This window comes from Photobacterium sp. 1_MG-2023, assembly GCF_030547945.1.
Taxonomy (GTDB): domain Bacteria; phylum Pseudomonadota; class Gammaproteobacteria; order Enterobacterales; family Vibrionaceae; genus Photobacterium.
This window is the reverse complement of sequence record NZ_JAUORR010000020.1, coordinates 31072-49541: the sequence shown is the minus strand read 5'-3', so window position 1 is coordinate 49541 and position 18470 is coordinate 31072. Positions and strand designations below refer to the sequence as shown.

20 protein-coding genes are annotated in these 18470 nt (G+C 51.5%); 9 read left to right on the top strand and 11 right to left on the bottom strand.

From position 1 onward, the window contains the following. Positions 1-39: 39 nt before the first annotated feature. The 5 genes from Q4579_RS16350 to rpsB form a co-directional block, all read right to left on the bottom strand. Positions 40-807 (bottom strand): isoprenyl transferase, encoded by a 768-nt coding sequence (locus Q4579_RS16350; protein ID WP_303565650.1) that lies wholly within the window; start codon positions 805-807, stop codon positions 40-42. 80 nt (positions 808-887) lie between these two features. Beyond that, positions 888-1445, bottom strand: coding sequence for a ribosome recycling factor (frr, locus tag Q4579_RS16345; RefSeq protein ID WP_036755937.1), 558 nt, complete (start codon positions 1443-1445; stop codon positions 888-890). Between the two features lie 70 nt (positions 1446-1515). Beyond that, complete coding sequence (gene pyrH / locus Q4579_RS16340; RefSeq protein WP_211646142.1) at positions 1516-2247, bottom strand: UMP kinase; 732 nt, start codon at positions 2245-2247, stop codon at positions 1516-1518. A gap of 91 nt (positions 2248-2338) precedes the next feature. Continuing rightward, complete coding sequence (gene tsf / locus Q4579_RS16335) at positions 2339-3184, bottom strand: translation elongation factor Ts (protein WP_303565649.1); 846 nt, start codon at positions 3182-3184, stop codon at positions 2339-2341. 115 nt (positions 3185-3299) lie between these two features. After that, on the bottom strand, positions 3300-4028 hold the full coding sequence (rpsB, locus tag Q4579_RS16330) for a 30S ribosomal protein S2 (protein WP_211646144.1): 729 nt from the start codon (positions 4026-4028) through the stop codon (positions 3300-3302). A gap of 326 nt (positions 4029-4354) precedes the next feature. On the opposite strand from rpsB, the gene map reads away from it, so the two are divergent. The 3 genes from map to Q4579_RS16315 all read left to right on the top strand — a co-directional run bounded on the left by map (position 4355) and on the right by Q4579_RS16315 (position 8477). Next, positions 4355-5152, top strand: coding sequence for a type I methionyl aminopeptidase (gene map, locus Q4579_RS16325; protein WP_303565647.1), 798 nt, complete (start codon positions 4355-4357; stop codon positions 5150-5152). Positions 5153-5269: 117 nt separating this feature from the next. Next, the gene (gene glnD / locus Q4579_RS16320; RefSeq protein ID WP_303565645.1) at positions 5270-7891 is read left to right on the top strand and encodes a bifunctional uridylyltransferase/uridylyl-removing protein GlnD; all 2622 of its coding nucleotides are present in this window, start codon (positions 5270-5272) and stop codon (positions 7889-7891) included. 205 nt (positions 7892-8096) lie between these two features. Then, a complete protein-coding gene (locus tag Q4579_RS16315; RefSeq protein WP_303565644.1) occupies positions 8097-8477 on the top strand; it encodes a DUF3461 family protein in 381 nt (126 codons plus the stop codon). Between the two features lie 42 nt (positions 8478-8519). Here Q4579_RS16315 and Q4579_RS16310 read toward each other — a convergent pair whose 3' ends face one another. From Q4579_RS16310 to Q4579_RS16300, 3 genes are all read right to left on the bottom strand, one after another. Further along, a complete protein-coding gene (locus Q4579_RS16310) occupies positions 8520-8975 on the bottom strand; it encodes a flavodoxin (protein ID WP_303565707.1) in 456 nt (151 codons plus the stop codon). 104 nt (positions 8976-9079) lie between these two features. Next, positions 9080-9847 (bottom strand): tRNA pseudouridine(65) synthase TruC, encoded by a 768-nt coding sequence (truC, locus tag Q4579_RS16305; protein WP_303565643.1) that lies wholly within the window; start codon positions 9845-9847, stop codon positions 9080-9082. Next, complete coding sequence (locus Q4579_RS16300; protein WP_303565642.1) at positions 9844-10170, bottom strand: YqcC family protein; 327 nt, start codon at positions 10168-10170, stop codon at positions 9844-9846. Before Q4579_RS16300 ends, truC begins: the two co-directional genes overlap by 4 nt. Positions 10171-10301: 131 nt before the next feature. On the opposite strand from Q4579_RS16300, the gene Q4579_RS16295 reads away from it, so the two are divergent. Continuing rightward, complete coding sequence (locus Q4579_RS16295) at positions 10302-11348, top strand: DUF3549 family protein (protein WP_303565641.1); 1047 nt, start codon at positions 10302-10304, stop codon at positions 11346-11348. Between the two features lie 30 nt (positions 11349-11378). Next, complete coding sequence (locus Q4579_RS16290; RefSeq protein ID WP_303565640.1) at positions 11379-11681, top strand: DUF3301 domain-containing protein; 303 nt, start codon at positions 11379-11381, stop codon at positions 11679-11681. An 827-nt stretch (positions 11682-12508) separates the two neighbouring features. Here the strand turns inward: Q4579_RS16290 and Q4579_RS16285 are convergent. Beyond that, positions 12509-12700: a hypothetical protein gene (locus tag Q4579_RS16285; RefSeq protein ID WP_303565637.1), complete on the bottom strand. Its 192-nt coding sequence runs from the start codon at positions 12698-12700 to the stop codon at positions 12509-12511. 414 nt (positions 12701-13114) lie between these two features. On the opposite strand from Q4579_RS16285, the gene Q4579_RS16280 reads away from it, so the two are divergent. Both Q4579_RS16280 and Q4579_RS16275 read left to right on the top strand, forming a co-directional pair. After that, positions 13115-13345: a DUF2789 domain-containing protein gene (locus Q4579_RS16280; protein ID WP_211646153.1), complete on the top strand. Its 231-nt coding sequence runs from the start codon at positions 13115-13117 to the stop codon at positions 13343-13345. Positions 13346-13371: 26 nt separating this feature from the next. Next, positions 13372-13656 carry a hypothetical protein gene (locus Q4579_RS16275; RefSeq protein WP_303565636.1) on the top strand — a complete coding sequence of 95 codons (285 nt, stop codon included), beginning with the start codon at positions 13372-13374 and terminating at the stop codon, positions 13654-13656. A gap of 52 nt (positions 13657-13708) precedes the next feature. Here the strand turns inward: Q4579_RS16275 and Q4579_RS16270 are convergent, their stop codons facing one another. Next, the gene (locus tag Q4579_RS16270; RefSeq protein WP_303565634.1) at positions 13709-14485 is read right to left on the bottom strand and encodes a Zn-ribbon-containing protein; all 777 of its coding nucleotides are present in this window, start codon (positions 14483-14485) and stop codon (positions 13709-13711) included. Positions 14486-14488: 3 nt separating this feature from the next. Further along, positions 14489-15043, bottom strand: a complete 555-nt coding sequence (gene syd / locus Q4579_RS16265; protein ID WP_303565632.1) for a SecY-interacting protein — start codon at positions 15041-15043, stop codon at positions 14489-14491. Between the two features lie 67 nt (positions 15044-15110). On the opposite strand from syd, the gene queF reads away from it, so the two are divergent. Then, positions 15111-15956, top strand: a complete 846-nt coding sequence (gene queF / locus Q4579_RS16260) for an NADPH-dependent 7-cyano-7-deazaguanine reductase QueF (RefSeq protein ID WP_303565630.1) — start codon at positions 15111-15113, stop codon at positions 15954-15956. 94 nt (positions 15957-16050) lie between these two features. Next, on the top strand, positions 16051-18315 hold the full coding sequence (locus Q4579_RS16255) for a GGDEF domain-containing protein (RefSeq protein ID WP_303565628.1): 2265 nt from the start codon (positions 16051-16053) through the stop codon (positions 18313-18315). Positions 18316-18470: the final 155 nt, after the last annotated feature.

The following is an 18470-nucleotide window of genomic DNA, read 5'->3' as shown; positions in this document are numbered from 1 at the left end:
AATGGCAGCGGGATTCCAGTTTCCGCCACCTGATTTCCGTTACTGGCGATTCAATAACAGTTTGATTTGTTCGCCTGTACAGCCAAAGCGGCGTTCCCGATCCATAAACCAGGCAATGGCTTCGGAAAATGTATCTTCATCGAAATCCGGCCAGAGCAGCGGGGTAAAGTACAATTCGGCGTAGGCAGTTTGCCACAGCATAAAGTTGCTGATGCGGCATTCACCACTGGTTCGAATGAGCAGGTCGACATCGGGCAGGCCATGGGTCGATAAGCGATCGGCCAGCATGTCTTCAGTGATAGCGTCAGGCGTCAGTCCCTGCTCCGCCACGTCACGGGCGAGCGACTGCGCAGCCTGAATAATGTCCCATTGTCCGCCATAATTGGCAGCCACGTTCAGGACCATTCCGGTATTGTTCGCGGTCAGCGATTCTGCAGCATGGATTTTATCTTGCAGACGCTGGCTAAAACGGCTGGTATCGCCAATGATTTTCAGGCGAATGTTATTCTTGTGCAGACGCTTAACTTCGCGGCCCAGTACCGTCAGAAAAAGCTCCATCAATAAAGAGACTTCATCTTCCGGACGACGCCAGTTTTCGCTACTGAATGCAAACAGGGTCACAACCTGAATGCCAAGACGACTTGCAGCAGAGACAGTTTTACGTACGGCTTCCACACCGGCTTTATGGCCAAACACCCGCGCCTTGCCCTTCGCTTTGGCCCAGCGTCCATTCCCATCCATGATGATGGCAACGTGCTTAGGCAGCTTCTGAGCATACCACTCAGTGTTGGTTGTAGGCTCTGCCATACATTTCCCTCAACAAAAAAGCGCCGTGCTGCACGCACAGCGCTTCAGAGCTTACTTGTTGTTCTGAAGTCAGGCGAACCTTAAACTTCCATCAACTCTTTTTCTTTCGCTTCCAGAATGGCATCGATTTTCTTCACCGCCGCATCCGTCAGCTTCTGGATGTCGTCTTGTGCACGACGGTCATCATCTTCTGAAATTTCTTTATCTTTCAGCAACGCTTTCACGTCTGCGTTCGCATCACGACGGATGTTACGGACAGCAACTCGGCCTTGCTCAGCTTCTGCACGAACAACCTTCACCAGATCTTTACGACGCTCTTCGGTCAGCGGTGGCAGTGGTACACGAATCACAGTACCCGCAGAAGATGGGTTCAGACCCAGGTCAGACATCATGATTGCTTTTTCAATTTTAGGCGTCAGCTCTTTGTCAAAGACAGTGATCGCCAGGGTACGTGCATCTTCAGCAATCACGTTCGCTACCTGACGCAGCGGCGTGTTCGAACCGTAGTATTCCACCTGAATACCGTCCAGCAAACTTGGATGTGCACGACCAGTACGCACTTTTGCCAGTTGAGTTTTCAGTGCTTCAACACTTTTTTCCATGCGCGTTTGCGCATCAGTTTTAATCTCGTTAATCACGTTTGTACCCTTGAATAGTCGGTCTTAGTGGAGAATGTGATTTTCCCCACCCTATCAATCTATTGCAGCCTTATTCGCTGTGTGCGATCAAGGTGCCTTCAACTTCACCCATGACAACTTTACGCAGTGCGCCCGGCTTGTTCATGTTAAAGACACGAATTGGCATGCCGTGGTCACGCGCCAGAGTGAATGCCGCAAGATCCATTACTTTCAGTTCTTTTTCCAGAACGTCTTGATAACTTAGCTTATCATAAAGAACTGCTTCTGGATTTTTTACTGGGTCTTCGCTGTAAACACCGTCGACTTTTGTGGCTTTCAGCACAACATCGGCTTCAATCTCAATGCCACGCAGACAGGCAGCAGAGTCAGTCGTGAAGAAAGGATTCCCGGTACCAGCCGAGAAAATCACAACACGACCCTGACGAAGCTGGCTGATCGCTTCAGCCCAGTTATAGCTGTCACAGACGCCATTCAATGGAATCGCTGACATCACTTTCGCGTTCACATAGGCACGGTGCAGCGAGTCACGCATGGCCAGGCCATTCATCACTGTTGCCAGCATACCCATGTGATCGCCCACAACTCGGTTCATACCCGCAGCAGCCAGACCTGCACCACGGAAAAGGTTACCACCACCGATAACCAGACCCACCTGTACGCCCAGTTCTACCAGTTCTTTGATTTCCTGAGCCATGCGATCCAGAACATGGGCATCAATACCAAAACCTTCGTCACCCTGCAGCGCTTCGCCACTCAGTTTCAGCAGGATCCGTTGATAAATCGGTTTAGGATTCGTGGTCATTTATTGTACCTTCCAGGCTTACGATAGAGAGATGGAGTTGTAAAAAGACCGCAGCCTTGGCCACGGTCTTCTATAAGCAATGTGCGAAAGATTAACCTTTCTGCGCCAGAGCAACTTCTTCAGCGAAGCTCAGGCCTTCTGCTTTCTCGATACCTTCACCAACTTCCAGGCGAATAAAGGTAGAAACAGAAGCACCGCTTTCTTTCAGGAAATCACCAACAGATTTCTTCGGTTCCATGATGAAAGGCTGACCAGTCAGAGACACTTCGCCAGTGAACTTCTTCATGCGGCCTTCAACCATCTTCTCAGCGATTTCTTGAGGCTTGCCTTCGTTCATCGCGATTTCAACCTGAACTTCACGCTCTTTTGCAACAACGTCAGCAGGTACATCTTCTGGGTTCACGTACTCTGGACGTGAAGCCGCAACGTGCATTGCGATGTGCTTCAGGGTTTCGTCTTCGCCGTTACCTGCAACAACAACACCGATGCGGTCGCCATGACGGTAAGAAGCTACTTTGTCGCCTTCGATGTAAGCAACACGACGGATAGAGATGTTCTCACCGATTTTCGCAACCAGTGCAACACGCTTCTCTTCGAACTGAGCTTGCAGCTCAGCGACATCTGCTTTGCTTGCCAGTGCAGCATCTGCAACTTCGTTTGCGAAAGCCAGGAAATTACCGTCTTTAGCAACGAAGTCAGTCTGGCAGTTTACTTCGACCAGAGCAGCGACGCCGTCAGTGTTCTTGATGATGATAGAACCTTCAGCAGCAATGTTACCTGCTTTTTTAGCCGCTTTCGCAGCACCGCTCTTACGCATGTTCTCGATGGCCAGCTCGATGTCTGCATTCGCTTCAACCAGAGCTTTTTTACATTCCATCATGCCTGCGCCAGTACGCTCACGCAGTTCTTTAACCAGGGCAGCTGTAACTGTTGCCATTGTTATATCCTCAGTTTTTAAATCTTGGTGTAAAAATCAGGGGCCTGTGAGCGGCCCCTGTTAACCATACTTAGTTTACACAAGGTAACTTAAGATGCTCAAAGGAGCGGACTGATTACTCAGCTTCTACGAAACCGTCTTGCTCAGCCTGGACAACGATGTCCTGGTTGCGAGCTTCAGTAACAGTCGTTGCAACAGCACCTGTGTACAGCTGGATTGCGCGGATTGCGTCATCGTTACCTGGGATAACGAAATCAACGCCGTCTGGGTTAGAGTTAGTATCTACGATAGAGAATACTGGGATACCCAGGTTGTTCGCTTCTTTGATTGCGATGTGCTCGTGATCAGCATCAATAACGAACATTGCGTCTGGCAGACCGCCCATGTTCTTGATACCGCCCAGAGATTTCTCCAGTTTTTCCATTTCACGAGTACGCATCAGCGCTTCTTTCTTAGTCAGCTTGTCAAAAGTACCGTCAGTAGACTGAGTTTCCAGGTCTTTCAGACGCTTGATTGACTGGCGAACAGTTTTCCAGTTAGTCAGCATACCGCCCAACCAACGGTTGTTCACGTAGTACTGATCACAGCTGATTGCAGCTTCTTTGATAGATTCGCTGGCTGCACGCTTCGTACCAACGAACAGGATTTTACCCTTGCGAGCAGCGATCTTGTTGATCTCAGCCAGCGCGTCGTTGAACATTGGTACAGTTTTCTCAAGGTTGATGATGTGCACACGGTTACGAGCACCGAAGATGAATGGCTTCATCTTAGGGTTCCAGTAACGGGTTTGGTGACCAAAGTGAACACCAGCCTTCAGCATGTCGCGCATTGATACAGTTGCCATTGAATATTCCTCAATTGGGGTTAGGCGTCCACATATCCCATGCTACCGACCCTGGACTGATAACAGTCGGCTTCATCAAAAGCCTTGGGCACCCCGGAGCACGTGTCGATATGTGTGAGTGATTAATAAAATAACGTTTTTTATGCAACCTGACAGACGGGTCGATTTTCATCAACGCACATTCTGGCAAATTACGGCGCGCTTTATACCATATTTTGGCTGTTAAAATCCAGCTTAAATCTCCCCGGAAGCCGAAGCCAGTTTCCATCCGGGGCGTGCGCTGATACCATAGAAAGCATAGAGACTGATAAGGTTGAGAAGTTTGCATGAGCATTAAAATCAAAACGGCTGAAGAAATCGAAAAAATGCGTGTGGCGGGCCGTCTGGCTGCCGAAGTGCTGGAAATGATTGAGCCACATGTCAAACCCGGGGTATCCACAGAAGAACTGGATCGGATTTGTCATCAGTACATTACCGACACTCAGGGCGCGATCCCGGCACCGCTGAACTATCACGGTTTCCCAAAATCCATCTGTACCTCCATTAACCATGTGGTCTGTCATGGCATTCCAAGTGAATCCGACATTCTGAAAGATGGCGATATCATCAATATTGACATCACAGTGATCAAAGATGGTTACCATGGTGATACTTCGAAGATGTTCGAAGTCGGTGAAGTCTCTCTGGAAGACAAACGCCTGTGTCGCGTGGCTCAAGAAAGCCTGTATCAAGCCATGAAGAAAGTGAAGCCAGGCGCTAAACTGGGTGACATCGGCACCACGATTCAGAAGTTCGTGAAGAATGGCAACAGTCGCTTCAGCATTGTCCGCGACTACTGCGGTCACGGCATTGGTGACGAGTTCCACGAAGAGCCGCAGGTTGTTCATTACAAGAACGCAGACCGCACCGTCCTGAAAGCCGGCATGTGCTTCACCATCGAGCCGATGATCAACGCGGGTAAATTCGGTTGTGAGCTGGATGAGAACGACGGCTGGACTGTCTATACCGTCGACGGCAAAAAATCAGCGCAGTGGGAACATACGCTGCTGGTGACTGAGGATGGCTGTGAAGTCCTGACTCTGCGTCAAGAAGAGTCTTTGCCGCGTGTGATGAAAAACGCCTGATTCGCCTCCGTCACTTTCAGCAATGATAAATACCTCAAAGCCAGCATTCTGCTGGCTTTTTTGTTCCTGTGTTTCAAGCTAGAGTAAAAGAAAATCCGACCGAGAGCATGGACTGCAATGACACACGCAAACCCAGAGACCGCCAGCGGCGAAAACATCAACCAACTGCGTTTATCCCTCAAACAAGAGCTGGAGCAGTTGAACGAGCAACAGCAACTGCTGTTCGCCCAGCATGTGCCCGTTACCGAACTGGTGGCCAGCCGTTCCGACTGCATGGACAGACTGTTACGTCATCTGTGGCCGGTGTTTGGTTTGGACCAGCGGGACGATCTGGCACTGGTTGCCGTCGGCGGCTATGGTCGCGGGGAACTGCATCCTTTGTCGGATGTCGACATTCTGCTGCTGAGTGCAACACCACTGGATACCCAGACCGGGAAACAGGTCAGCGAGTTCCTCACCCTGCTCTGGGATCTGAAGCTGGAAGTGGGTCACAGCGTCCGCACCATTGAAGAATGCATCAATATTGGTCTGGAAGATCTGACCGTCGCCACCAACTTGCAGGAAGCCCGCTGGCTGTGCGGCAGCGAAGACAGCTTTCAGCAACTGCAGGAGCAGGTCAACTCCGGCAAGTTCTGGCCCAGCGAAGTGTTTTACCGCGCTAAAGTGGAAGAGCAGCGCGTGCGTCATGCCCGCTATCATGACACCACCTACAATCTGGAGCCCGATATTAAATCCAGCCCGGGCGGATTACGCGATATTCATACGCTGAGCTGGGTGGCGCGCCGCCATTTCGGGGCAACCAACCTGCTGGAGATGAGCCGGTTCGGATTTCTGACCGATGCGGAATACCGGGAGCTCTATGAGTGTCAGGCGTCATTATGGCGGATTCGGTTTGCGCTGCACTGTGAACTGAAACGATACGATAACCGCCTGACCTTTGAACACCAGGCGTCCGTCGCTCAGAAGCTGGGCTATACCGGTGAAGGCAACAAACCGGTCGAAATGATGATGAAAGAGTTCTACCGGACCCTGCGCCGGGTTGCCGAACTCAACAAAATGCTGCTCCAGCTCTTCGATCAGGCCATTCTGAAAAACGGACAGGAACAAGCGACTGTCGATCTCGACGAGGATTTCCGGCTGGCGGGCCATCTGATTGAAGCCCGCAAACCGGCGCTGTTTCAGGCAAGGCCGGAGACCATTCTGGACATGTTCCTGCACATCGCCCGGAATTCAGAAATTGATGGGATTGCAGCCCCCACCCTGCGCCAGCTCCGGACGGCACGGCGTCGTTTGAATCGTTTCCTGGTCGATATCCCGGAAGCCAGAGAAAAATTCATGGAACTGGCCCGCCAGCCCAACGCCCTGAATAAAGCCTTCCGTCTGATGCACCGCCATGGCGTGCTGGCAGCCTATCTGCCGCAATGGAGCCAGATTGTCGGTCAGATGCAGTTCGATCTCTTCCACGTCTATACCGTCGATGAACACAGTGTGCGGCTGCTGAAACATCTGAATAAATTCAGCGATCCAGTCAACCGGGAAGTCCACCCAATCTGCTGCGAGGTCTACCCGAGAATTCAGAAAAAAGAGCTGCTGATCCTGGCGGCAATTTTCCATGATATCGCCAAAGGGCGTGGCGGGGATCATTCCGAACTGGGTGCGGATGACGCCTATCAGTTCTGTATCAATCACGGTTTATCCCGCCCGGAAGCGAATCTGGTGACCTGGCTGGTGAAAAATCACCTGCTGATGTCCGTGACCGCACAGCGTCGCGATATTTATGATCCGGATGTGATCACCGAATTTGCCAAAATTGTTCGGGATGAGGAACGGCTCGATTATCTGATCTGCCTGACCGTCGCAGACATCTGCGCCACCAATCAGGAACTGTGGAACAGCTGGAAACGGACTTTACTGGCAGAGCTTTACTATTCGACCCAAAAAGCACTGCGCCGCGGACTGGAGAATCCACCAGATGTTCGTGAACGCATCCGCCACAATCAGCAAATGGCCTCTGCTGTGTTACGAAGTCAGGGATTTACCCAACGTGAAGTCGAGGTCCTGTGGCAGCGGTTTAAGGCGGATTATTTCCTGCGCCACACCCACCAGCAGATCGCCTGGCATGCAGAAGCCTTGCTGCAACATCACGATCCGGACACCCCGCTGATCCTGATCAGCAAAAAGCCCACCCGCGGGGGAACCGAGGTGTTCGTCTACAGCAAGGATAAAGCCAGGCTGTTTGCGATTGTGGTTGCTGAGCTGGACAAGAAAAATCTCAGTGTGCATGACGCCCAGATCATGACCAGCAAAGACGGCTACACGCTGGACACCTTCATGGTGCTCGATCCCAATGGCGATCCACTGACAGAAAACCGTCATGCCATGGTCCGGGCGGATCTGATCCAGGCGCTGGAAACGATGTCTTCAGAACGACGCAATAAACGGCCTCCCCGTAAACTGCGGCATTTCCATGTCAAAACTCAAGTGGACTTCCTGCCCACCAAAACCGGGAAAAAGACCATGATGGAACTGGTCGCACTGGATATGCCAGGCCTGCTGGCCCGGATCGGATCCGTTTTTGCCGAACAGAATGTCAGTTTGCAGGCCGCCAAAATCACCACCATCGGCGAGCGGGCAGAAGACTTTTTCATTCTGGTGAATGAATTGGGTCAGCAACTGACTGAAGCACAGGAGCAAACCCTGAAATCGGCGCTGATTGAGCGGATTGACGACGCAGCCTGAATTGATAAATGCATCAGCCGTCATCAAAAGGTGACGGTTGTATCTTTTCATTGACGCAGATTCTGCGCTGGATTCAAGACTTCGGCCAGACGAATTGCTAGAGTAGCAAAGTATTGCCTCTATCAACGCGCGGTTGATCTGCCATTAGCCACATTTTGTTGTATCGAGTGCATCCGCTTATCAGACCACCATCTATGAGGCCGCCATGTATCCGAATTTGACCAGTCTGGGGATTGAGCACCCTGAGCGTATTGAGAGCTACAGCCTGCGCCAGGAAGCTGCGAACGATATTCTGAAAATTTACTTCGCCAAACAAAAGGGCGAGCTGTTTGCCAAAAGCATAAAACTGAAATTTCCCCGTCACAAAAAATCTGTGGTGGTGAACAGTGGCAACCGCGAAGCGAAAGAAATTTCCGAAATCAACCGGAATCTGACGTTTGTGACTGAAGAGCTGGATAAGATCACCCGGAAGCGGCATCAGGATGTGGATATCAAGAAAAAGATCCTGTCGGACTTAAGGCATCTGGAGCAAGTGGTCACACACAAGATCGCCGAAATTGAAGCGGATTTGGAAAAGCTGAAATAACCTTGATACAAAAATGCCACTGTTCATACAGCGGCATTTTTGTTAACTCACTTGCTTCATGAAGGTTTTGAGCCAGGGCAACGCTGCTTCAGTGGCATCGAAATTCACACAGGCATCGATGTCCAGTCGCGCAGTCACCGGCTTCGCCTGCAATTCCTGCAACAAGGCATCAAACTGACGGCCGCCCCCGCAATATCTGTCCTCCCCGTAGCTTGAGTCCCCCATTGCAATGACGCCATAGTTCAGCGCAGGCATCAGCGGAAACTGATCATTCAGCGCTGTAAACAGAGGCAGCAGGTTTTCCGGAATCTCACCCTGTCCAGTCGTTGAAGTGACCACCAGCGCAACATCATCCCGGTAAGCCAGAAAGTCATCGAGATTCGGCTCAACAAAGAGTTCAGCCTGATGACCATTGGCTTTGAGTTCGCTGACAATTTCCTCTGCGACTTCTTCTGCTCCGCCAAACACAGAGCCCACAAACACACCAATATTCGCCATCCCAGTCACACCTCACTCCTTGCTTGAGTTTCAATTATCTGCGTTTACTTTGGCGCGAGTCCGGCACAGATGCAAATCGGAAAAACAATTGCGGGATCGGGCTGTCAATTTTCTTCCGGCACTTGTGCAAGCAGTGACAACGGCCAGTCAAATGCGTCCATGACCCGCAGCCAGCTGTCATCAACACGAGCCCGGATCCTCAATGGCTGGCCAGAAACCGGGTGGTTAAATTCCAGTACAGAGGCATGTAACATCAGCCGGTGGCAGTCGTAATGCTCCCGGAACATCCGGTTGTGGCGCCCATCTCCGTGGTTCACATCACCAATGATATGATGGCTGAGGTGGTGCATATGCCGGCGCAACTGATGTTTCCGGCCGGTTTCAGGCTTCATTTCCACCAGCGAGTAACGGCTGGTTGTATAGCGCCCGACGGGGATCTGAGTTTCAACCGTGGCCAGCGGGCAATACGCAGTCACGGCCTCTTGCGGCGCTTTATCCTGATCCGTTCGTTTGTCATCCAGCTTATCCAGCTCTTCTTTCAACGGATAATCCAGCACAGCAGCTTCTTTCACCCAGCCTCGCACCACGGCATGATAGGTTTTCTTCACTTCCCGTCCGGCAAACTTCGGCATCATTTCTGCTGCCATCTCGCTGGAGAGCGCAAACAGCAGCACACCGGACGTGGGCCGATCAAGGCGATGTAAAGGGAAGACATGCTGTCCGCCTAGCTGATCTCTGAGCGTTTGCATGACAAAGCGAGTTTCATGGCGATCCAGCCAGGAGCGATGAACCAGCATGCCCGCCGGTTTGTTCACGGCAACCAGCACGTCATCCTGATACAAAATCTCTAACACAGGGGCTGTTTCTGTCATGCGTTCGCGCCTCCTAACCAATCGTCCAGCGCACTGATTGCCGGTAAAACAGCGTCCAGTCCCGGCTCCTGGCGCGCTGCTTCTTCCACATAAGGATAAATGCAGAATGCCGTCGGCAATGGCAGGCGTTCAGACAAAACATGATACATATTCGGCAGGAAGATCCATTGCAGCCACTCAGCACAAGTCAGCATATCGACCGCAAACGGCATGGTGCTCGACAGCGCTGCTTCACTGGGTGGTTCAGTCTGCCACAGTCCCTGTTCGTGCAGCTGCAGTTCAAGTGCTGCCAGTAAGCCGGCAGTTTTCTCATAAGGATCCAATGCAGTACTCCTGAATCTAGATGGGCGCAAAGCGTGGTCCGTGACCGGACACAGGCGGGCAAGGATACCATCTTCGGCCTCAACTCCCTATAATGCGCCCCAGATGCCGAAAAAATCGAGGAACCTGCTTCATGCCCAAGGATAAATTTCACACCCTGACCCAGTTACTGGATAACGCGGGCTGCCAGTACAGAATTTTTGATCTGGGCCGCCGGGTGTGCGAGATCGACCGCGATACCTTCAAGGCCGTTGAAGATAACCGCCAGCCTTATCCATGGCCGTTACAGCAGCATGCCCATTTATCGATCTCATTCTGGCAGGCGGGGAACCCGCCGTGGATCTGGTTTCTGAAACTACCGCTCGATGAGCGCGGGTTGCTGAAGCAGGCTGCTGTCGGTGATTTCATCAAGTATGTGATTGAAGCCATGGGTGCAACGCTGAATGCCGTCCCCACGGAAGAAGAGCAGCAGAAACTGGCGGCTAACCCGTACACCTTCAAACCCAAAGACGACAAGATGGCGATTTTCCACGCACATCTGCGTCATCAGCTGGCCTTACCTGCCAGCCAGTATTACGAGCATGCGCAGCTCTATCTGAGTGGTCAGTTAGCGTGGGATCAGTGGCAGGGCGTTGGCCTGCAGGGTCTGGCTGATGTCTGTGCCCGGATGAAACAGGAAAATAATGCGACGCTCTTACGCAAAGCCCTGAATCATCTGCCGGTGACCCCGCTCTATGCCCTGCTGGGCTGTCTGGAACACTGCACGCTGCCTGATACGCTGGCTGCTCGACTGGCTGAACGCATTGAGCAGGAGCTGGCCGCTGAAGCAAGTGATATTTTTCTGCTGACGGCTCTGGTTCGCGCTTTGTCCGGTGCTGATGCTGCCATCCTGAACCCGGTGATTCGTGTGATACTGAATCAACCGCAACTCTGCCACCCTGAAATGCTGATCGCCATTGCGGGCCGTTGCTGGACAGGACTGGCCAACACTGACGCAGCCAGCCTGTACCTGCTCCGTCTGGCGCAAACCCAGGATCAGACTCTGTTCAACCAGCTGTTTGCCGATCTGGTGATGCTGCCAGCACTGCGAGGTGTGATGCTGCAAGTCCTGCACAGCCCGGCGAACCCCGAGCTGACAGAAGCCATTACCCGCTTACAGCAGGCCGCACGCGGACAATAACCCGCCGACTCAAAAGGATGATTTCAAAGGATGAATAATTTACTCGGCATTCTGGCAATTGCCATTCTGGGCTGGCTGTTCTGGCAACAACGCCGTCAAAGTGAGATCGCGCAGCAGTACATCGGCCTGCGATGCAAGCAATTGGGTCTTCAGGTGCTGAGTGTGGCCCGGGGTTCACACCGATTCAAAGATGAACAAGGCCGCTGGCGCTGGCAAACGGTGTATCTGTTTGAGTTTTCGGCGAATGGTGCCGATGCTTATCAAGGGTATGCCACCTTTAAAGGAATGCGTCCGGTACAGTTTGACGTCCCACCCCATCACATGCCGGATTAGTCCGGCTTGTAGAGCGAGAACATTTCATCAAGGCAGAAAAAAGAACGGGCGCAACTTTCGTTGCGCCCTTAGGTCTTACTTGCAGCAATCCAGCTACTGAGTGGCTCCCTGCCTCATTCCGTTGATGTGCCGGAATCCGTCGGCGTTCATCCTTTTGGCGTTCTTCCTGAACGTGTCCGTGATCTCCTGATCCGTTACTTCATCCTGAAATAACTCTCTTCGACCTTCCTGGCGGTGTCCTTCCTTTCGTACTGAAAGTGTCCTTCACTCTTCCTGAGCAGCCCCATCCTGGTGACTGCAACCGGCAATCCTGCCTTGTCCTGAACCATCCTTAGCGCAAGAGCTTTCCTCGCTCTCACTATCGTCCCTAACCGACCCTGCTCCCTGGCCGTTATCCTGTTCCAAACTGTCAATTCCTTCGACACTTCTAAGACTACGACAAAAATGAGACGAACACAGCAGGGCAAAGCAACATCAAACGTCCCTCAAAATACCGCACACCCAAAACAAAACTTAACCAACTGTTTTATAGACGTTATTTTGTGTTCCATGCGTTGAAAGATGAATCGTGACACTCATTTTTCTCACGCATTTGTAAGCGATCTCGCACAAGCAGTCTGGTAAATTCCGAAGTTTTTTTATGATTGGTCAATTTACCGGTGGATATTGCCCATGCTCAACATTGAAATCATCTGCGCACACATGAGACAACCCGTGATGTTGCGTGACAAAAGTCACACCAGCTCACGCAGCGAATCAGTGCATTTATCGGGAACATCGAGAAGGAAGGAGATACAAAAAGAATGGGCGCAACTTGCGTTGCGCCCTTAGGTCTTACCTGCAACATCCTGCTGCGACGGTGCTCCCTGCATCATTCCTTTGTAAGCTGAATCCTTCAGCACTTCCCTTATTGAACTTCTTCCTGAAGTGTTCCTTGGTCTCCTGACCCGTGAATCCATCCTGAATTCACTCTCAACAGCCTTCCTGGCGGGGTCCCTGACTTCATCCTGAAGCATCATCCCTGGTCATCCTGACGGCAAACATCCGGTTTGCACTGATTGCTTCCCGCAATCTCCGAACCTTCCCTGAGTATTTTCATCCTGAAAATACAATCTCATCCTGAGACAGCCAACTCCATGGCTCCAGTTCCTGTTCCGTGTCAGCTCCCTGCGACAGAGTTAAGATTACGCGAAATCCTGTTCAGAACAAGCGATTGCCAGCGCCGAAATTTATTATTGCGAACAATGTCAGAAAAGAATAACAAACCTAACCATTTGAATTTCATTGATTTTAATAATGAACTTTCAGTTTCTTCTCTACAATGATTTCTGAATCTCCTACACATTTGTAAGCGATCTCTCACAAAGCCCTCAGACGAATTGACCAGAGTTCCCCACTATACTTAAGACATACACCAATCGGGGGATGCTCATATGGAAACGTTTAACCATGATTTACCAAGCCTTTTCAATCAATTAGGATTGAATTCATCCAAGGATTCAATTGAAGGTTTTATTCGGGAACATCACCTGCAGCAAAATGAAAACATTGCCCAGGCCGATTTCTGGGCGCCGGCACAGCGCCGTTTTCTGAAAGAATCGATCGCAGAAGATGCCGATTGGTGCGAAGTGATTGATCAATTGGATGCCTTGCTACGAAAATAACCCGTCCATTTACTTTAGGAAGAATGATGTCCTCTGCTATCACTGATGCGCTGGAGCGCGCCATCCAATCTCTGATCTCTGAAGGTAAGGAGCCCAGCGTTGCGCTGGTGAAAGCCCGCCTGCGAGAGCCGCTGCCCATACCTGTCATTATTCAGGCGCTAAAAAGCTGGAAACAGCATGCGCAGTTACCTGACATTCCTCAGGCCAAAGCCAAGCCACTCAACGACCAAGCGCGCATTGCTCAGCTGGAATCGCAGGTGGCTGAACTGACTGAGAGACTGGCAGCCTTAGAGCAACGGATAGCGAGCTAATCCGCCTGAGCTGCACGATGTCAAAACGCCTGCGGATGACCGCAGGCGTTTTTTATGAGGACTGATAATCCCAGGACAAATTGGACACCAGACGACAAGGGTCGCACTTAAAATGGAAGATGCCATGTAACGGTTCTTCCTGCCGCCAGGGCTGACCACATTTCGGACAAGGCCGGTGACTTTCTTCTGCCAGACTCGCGCCGCCTACCCGATACTGATAATAGTAAGTCGGGATTTGCGTCAGATACTCAATCCGGCCTCGCAAATCCCAGCCCCGACGGAATAAATCGCTGTCAGCATCCCGAATTTCCCGCAGAGCTGCATGTTCTGCCTGGCACCCTCCGGCCATCTGAATTTCATCGCAGGCCTGCCATTCGGTCTGCCATTTCACCACAGCCTTGTGATCCCCGTTAAAGGTGGCCGGGATTCGATATAAAGGGATCGGCAGCAAGGTCTCACCACTTCGCAGTGGCGAACAGGTATGAACATAAGTGGTATACAGCACCTGCCACGTCGGCGTTTCTGCCGCCGTGGCTTCCGAGTTGATATCCCGGCCAAGTACTTTGACTTTCGGAGCCAGCAGGCTGGCCTGTGTCAGACGACTCATACAACTTTTGACCTGCGGACTGTAAAACTGGCTGTGCAGGCTTTCTTTTTCCGGACACACCGCCCTCACCTTGAACACCGCCTCATCCATCACAATCGGAAATTCGCGCCCCAGTACCTGACCGTTGTAACGAAGCGCATCCATCAGTCCGTTGATGGCCTGTTCCACAGCTGAGATCGTGGTATTGTCAAAACATTCAAATTGCAACTCAATGACATACATGGTTTATCGGACCCTGACCACTGGCTCAAGCTGACGAATGAAACTGGCCACATCTTCCGCCAAGATCTGATGATTCGCCTTGCCCAGCGTTTCCAGCACGACATTCCCACTCAGGTTACAGATTGAAATCACCTGATCTTCTGCATCCATCACGCCGATAAACACCGTCGGCTTCAGCTTTAACCGCCGCTGCGTCACCAGATGCCCCAAAATATTTTCCTGCAGACGCTCCAGATCCGCGGCGCTGAATACCTGCAACAGGTCAAACTCCAGATCGGCAAAGCGGGCTGTCATATCGCCGCCATAAAAGCTGCCGTAAAACGCCGTAATGTCTGAATGCAGGCGAAGTTCAATGCCACTCTCAACCGCAGCCAGACTACCCATCGACTCCTGTGCGACAGGCTGCCAGTACACCGTGTTACCATTGTCGCTGTCCACACAGGGGGACGTCAGGCCGATTAAATCGCTGCTGCAGGGTAAACTGGCCCGCTCTTCAGACCAGGCATTCATAAAACGGGAGGAAAAATCGGCCAATGCGGCCGTAACAGGATGATTCATTCGCAACCTCAAGCAAGATTCAGTAAACTTTGCCTATTCTAATCCAAGTGTGTGTGTCCAGGACAATATGAGCAAATACAAAGACGCGAAAGAACTCACCGGTTTAACTCTTGGCCAAAAAAGTGAGTATAAGGATCAGTACGATCCATCCCTGCTGCAGGCGGTCCCCCGCCAGCTCAATCGCGATGATCTGGCCCTGGGTGATGACCTGCCGTTTACCGGATACGACATCTGGACCCTGTATGAGCTGTCCTGGCTCAACAGCAAAGGGCTGCCCCAGGTCGCGATCGGTGAAGTGCGCCTGCCCGCCAGCAGTCCGAACCTGATCGAATCCAAATCCTTCAAGCTCTATCTGAACAGTCTGAACAATACCCGGATTGACAGCTGGCAAGCCGTGGCGGACATGCTGCAAAAAGACCTGTCCGCCAGTGCAGGCGCCGATGTCGATGTGACCATTCAGCCCCTGAGCGATTTCACCGATCAGCCGATTGTTGATTTTGGCGGTGACTGTATTGATGATCAGGACATTGAGATCATGGATTTTGATTTCAATCCGAACCTGCTGGAAAACGCCGCAGAGGGCGCTGAAATTCACGAGATCCTGCACAGCCATTTGCTGAAATCCAACTGTCTGATCACCAACCAGCCAGACTGGGGCAGTGTGCGTATCGCCTATCAGGGCAAGCAGATGAACCGCGAGAAATTGCTGCGTTATCTGGTGTCTTTCCGTAACCATAACGAGTTCCATGAGCAATGTGTGGAGCGCATCTTCACCGACATCATGCGATTCTGTCAGCCGACACTGCTGACCGTTTATGCCCGGTATACCCGCCGCGGTGGTCTGGATATTAACCCGTACCGGACCAATCAGGGAAAAACGCCAAGCAATAACGATCGTCTGGCGCGTCAGTAATGACTCACAAGTCCGGCAAATCGCTTTAGTTTGCTGGACTTGAGCACCTGAGCCAGTAATATGAGGGCCGTGTTTCCTGATGGATAAGTGCTCTATGAACTGTCGTTACTGGCTCTTCAGCATTCTTCTCTGCATTCTGACAGCCCTGCCTGCTCAGGCAAAAATTTACGCAACACCACTCCTGGCGGATGCTGATCTGCTGCTGGAAACCAGCCCTGAAAAAGCACTGGAAATCACCAACCGTTATTTGACACAGCGCCGGATGAGCACGCCGGTAGATGCCTCACGCGTCCATGTCAGTGAAGAAACAGATCACTCCATTCGCACGCCCTTAAGCACAATCAACGCCCTGCAAATCAAAGCCAGAGCATTATCACTCCTGAACCGGCAGCCCGAATCCATTCAAACCATCCGGGAAGCCGAGTCATTAGCAATTGAGAATAAATTCAGTTACACCCTGCTGGAAACACAGTTTATTCAGGCCGATATCCTTTGGCAGGGCCTCAGGGATGCTGCCACAGCAACCAACCAGCTCAACAAGATTGATCAGATCCTCGCCGGAGACGAGAAACTGCAAAGCAGTGAACAGGTGAAAGTACTGCAATATCACCTGCTGATGCTGCGGGCGGATATGGAATCAGTCCAAGGCGACGAACGCAAAGCCGAAAAAATGTTTATCCGGGCTAAACGGGATTTATCAGAAATTGCCGATATTAAAACGGAAATCAATTTCCTGCTGAACCATGGCCGGCATTACTTGCGCCATCAACATTATGATCTCGCGCTGGACCGTCTCCTGAGCGCCTACTGGCTGGCTCAGGAGCAGGAAGATCACGGTAAAATGGCGCTGGCGAACCTTGAGCTGGCCACCTTGTACGAAGAACGCAAAGTCTTTGATAAAGCGTTGGAACATGCCACCCAGGCAGGCGAATTTTTTGAGCATTTTAACCGTACCTTACCCCTGGCCAGAACACTGGCCCTGATTGCCAGTATTTATGAGCAACAAGGGCGATATAATCTGGCATTGGTGCACTATTTCAACGCGCTGGATCAGGAAAACCTGCTCCGTATGCAGCCGCGTTCTTCCCGGTTACGCCTGAGCATCGCCAGAGTGTATCTCAAGCTGTATAACTATCCGAAAACCGAACAGTATCTGCATCACGCCCGCCAACTGGCGCAGGAAAATGATGATGAAGTCACCCTGATTCAGTCTCAATTGTTGCTGGGTCAGTTAGAACTCGCCGAAGAAAAAAACGAACAGGCCATTACCACCCTGCAGTCAGCATTACTGGCGGCCAGCCGCTTACCAAAACCACAACCTGTCTTGCAAATGCAGGGAGAAGCCAGCCTGTCGACGGCATTTGAAAAGCAAAAAGATTATTACAACGCCCTGCTCAGCCAACGTCGTTATGAACAGTTGCATGCTTCGATACAGGAATCTCAAGTCCAAAGTAATGCAGAGGTCTTCCGCCAGCAGCAGCGGATCATGGCACGCTCACTGAAACTGGAAGAACTGGAACGGCAACAGTTCACTCAGGAAAAAGCCCTGTATCAGCAAAAAAATATGACGACCGTCTTGCTGATCGGCCTGCTGATGGCGCTTTTTCTGCTCTGGTACCGAAACCGGGCGGCGCGCCAGTGGCGTGAACGTCTGACGTTGCTCCGTGATGAGTTCTATACCCATCCGCGCAGTGGCCTCCGCAATTTGCGCATGCTCAATGACAGGCTGTCGAGTTCACTGGAGCAAAGCAGTGCTCACTTTGAACAATGGCATCTAGGTGAAATCATCAATGAGCCGCTGAGCGACCGATTGCGCTTTGCCTTATTTGAAGTCCCCCTGCTGAAGCATGTCTACCTTCAGCATGGTTATCAGCAAGGGCTGGAACTGGAACGACAGTTCGGGGATTACCTGAAAGCACAAATTTGTGAGCCTGCCCGGCTGTACCATTTTTCAGATGCGATGTTCTTATATATTGAACCCAACTCGCGGCTGGAAAGTGCTCCCCGACAGTTGGCTGATTCCGTTCAGCAGTTGGTGGATAACTTTATGCGGGAAAAAAAGCTCGACAGCCGGGTGCGGATCGGGATGGCGGAATACCCCTTTTTACCTCGCGCCTATACTGCGATTAATGCGCAGGAGCTGATTGATATTCTGCTGATGGCGACTCAGGCTGCCCGGCAAATCAGCAAGCGTGAATCCGGCAGTCAGTGGGTGCACCTGAGTGCCATTGATGCCGCCCCGGCAGCCAGCTTCGCCGGCGATAATATTCGTCGGGCCTGCATTCAGGGGATGGACAAAGGTCTAGTCAAAGTTCAGACATCAAGCTGTCAGGAATATGACTGGAGCAAGCACCTCTGAGGAAAAAAACAGCGCTGTTGCTGTTGATTAGGTACACAAAGATCACGAAACTGTATAAAAAGACCTCGAGCATTTGTGCTTCAGAAAACAAGGCGTTAATAATGTTCAACCCGGCTGGAAAATTTTGCTAACATCCGGGATTGCTCGGCCTGTCA

Excerpts from the sequence above, each read along its gene's own strand:
- Q4579_RS16350 (WP_303565650.1), bottom strand. The coding sequence starts at position 807 with ATGGCAGAGCCTACAACCAACACTGAGTGGTATGCTCAGAAGCTGCCT.
- pyrH (WP_211646142.1), bottom strand. The coding sequence starts at position 2,247 with ATGACCACGAATCCTAAACCGATTTATCAACGGATCCTGCTGAAACTG.
- tsf (WP_303565649.1), bottom strand. The coding sequence starts at position 3,184 with ATGGCAACAGTTACAGCTGCCCTGGTTAAAGAACTGCGTGAGCGTACT.
- rpsB (WP_211646144.1), bottom strand. The coding sequence starts at position 4,028 with ATGGCAACTGTATCAATGCGCGACATGCTGAAGGCTGGTGTTCACTTT.
- map (WP_303565647.1), top strand. The coding sequence starts at position 4,355 with ATGAGCATTAAAATCAAAACGGCTGAAGAAATCGAAAAAATGCGTGTG.
- glnD (WP_303565645.1), top strand. The coding sequence starts at position 5,270 with ATGACACACGCAAACCCAGAGACCGCCAGCGGCGAAAACATCAACCAA.
- Q4579_RS16315 (WP_303565644.1), top strand. The coding sequence starts at position 8,097 with ATGTATCCGAATTTGACCAGTCTGGGGATTGAGCACCCTGAGCGTATT.
- Q4579_RS16310 (WP_303565707.1), bottom strand. The coding sequence starts at position 8,975 with ATGGCGAATATTGGTGTGTTTGTGGGCTCTGTGTTTGGCGGAGCAGAA.
- truC (WP_303565643.1), bottom strand. The coding sequence starts at position 9,847 with ATGACAGAAACAGCCCCTGTGTTAGAGATTTTGTATCAGGATGACGTG.
- Q4579_RS16295 (WP_303565641.1), top strand. The coding sequence starts at position 10,302 with ATGCCCAAGGATAAATTTCACACCCTGACCCAGTTACTGGATAACGCG.
- Q4579_RS16290 (WP_303565640.1), top strand. The coding sequence starts at position 11,379 with ATGAATAATTTACTCGGCATTCTGGCAATTGCCATTCTGGGCTGGCTG.
- Q4579_RS16285 (WP_303565637.1), bottom strand. The coding sequence starts at position 12,700 with ATGATGCTTCAGGATGAAGTCAGGGACCCCGCCAGGAAGGCTGTTGAG.
- Q4579_RS16280 (WP_211646153.1), top strand. The coding sequence starts at position 13,115 with ATGGAAACGTTTAACCATGATTTACCAAGCCTTTTCAATCAATTAGGA.
- Q4579_RS16275 (WP_303565636.1), top strand. The coding sequence starts at position 13,372 with ATGTCCTCTGCTATCACTGATGCGCTGGAGCGCGCCATCCAATCTCTG.
- Q4579_RS16270 (WP_303565634.1), bottom strand. The coding sequence starts at position 14,485 with ATGTATGTCATTGAGTTGCAATTTGAATGTTTTGACAATACCACGATC.
- syd (WP_303565632.1), bottom strand. The coding sequence starts at position 15,043 with ATGAATCATCCTGTTACGGCCGCATTGGCCGATTTTTCCTCCCGTTTT.
- queF (WP_303565630.1), top strand. The coding sequence starts at position 15,111 with ATGAGCAAATACAAAGACGCGAAAGAACTCACCGGTTTAACTCTTGGC.
- Q4579_RS16255 (WP_303565628.1), top strand. The coding sequence starts at position 16,051 with ATGAACTGTCGTTACTGGCTCTTCAGCATTCTTCTCTGCATTCTGACA.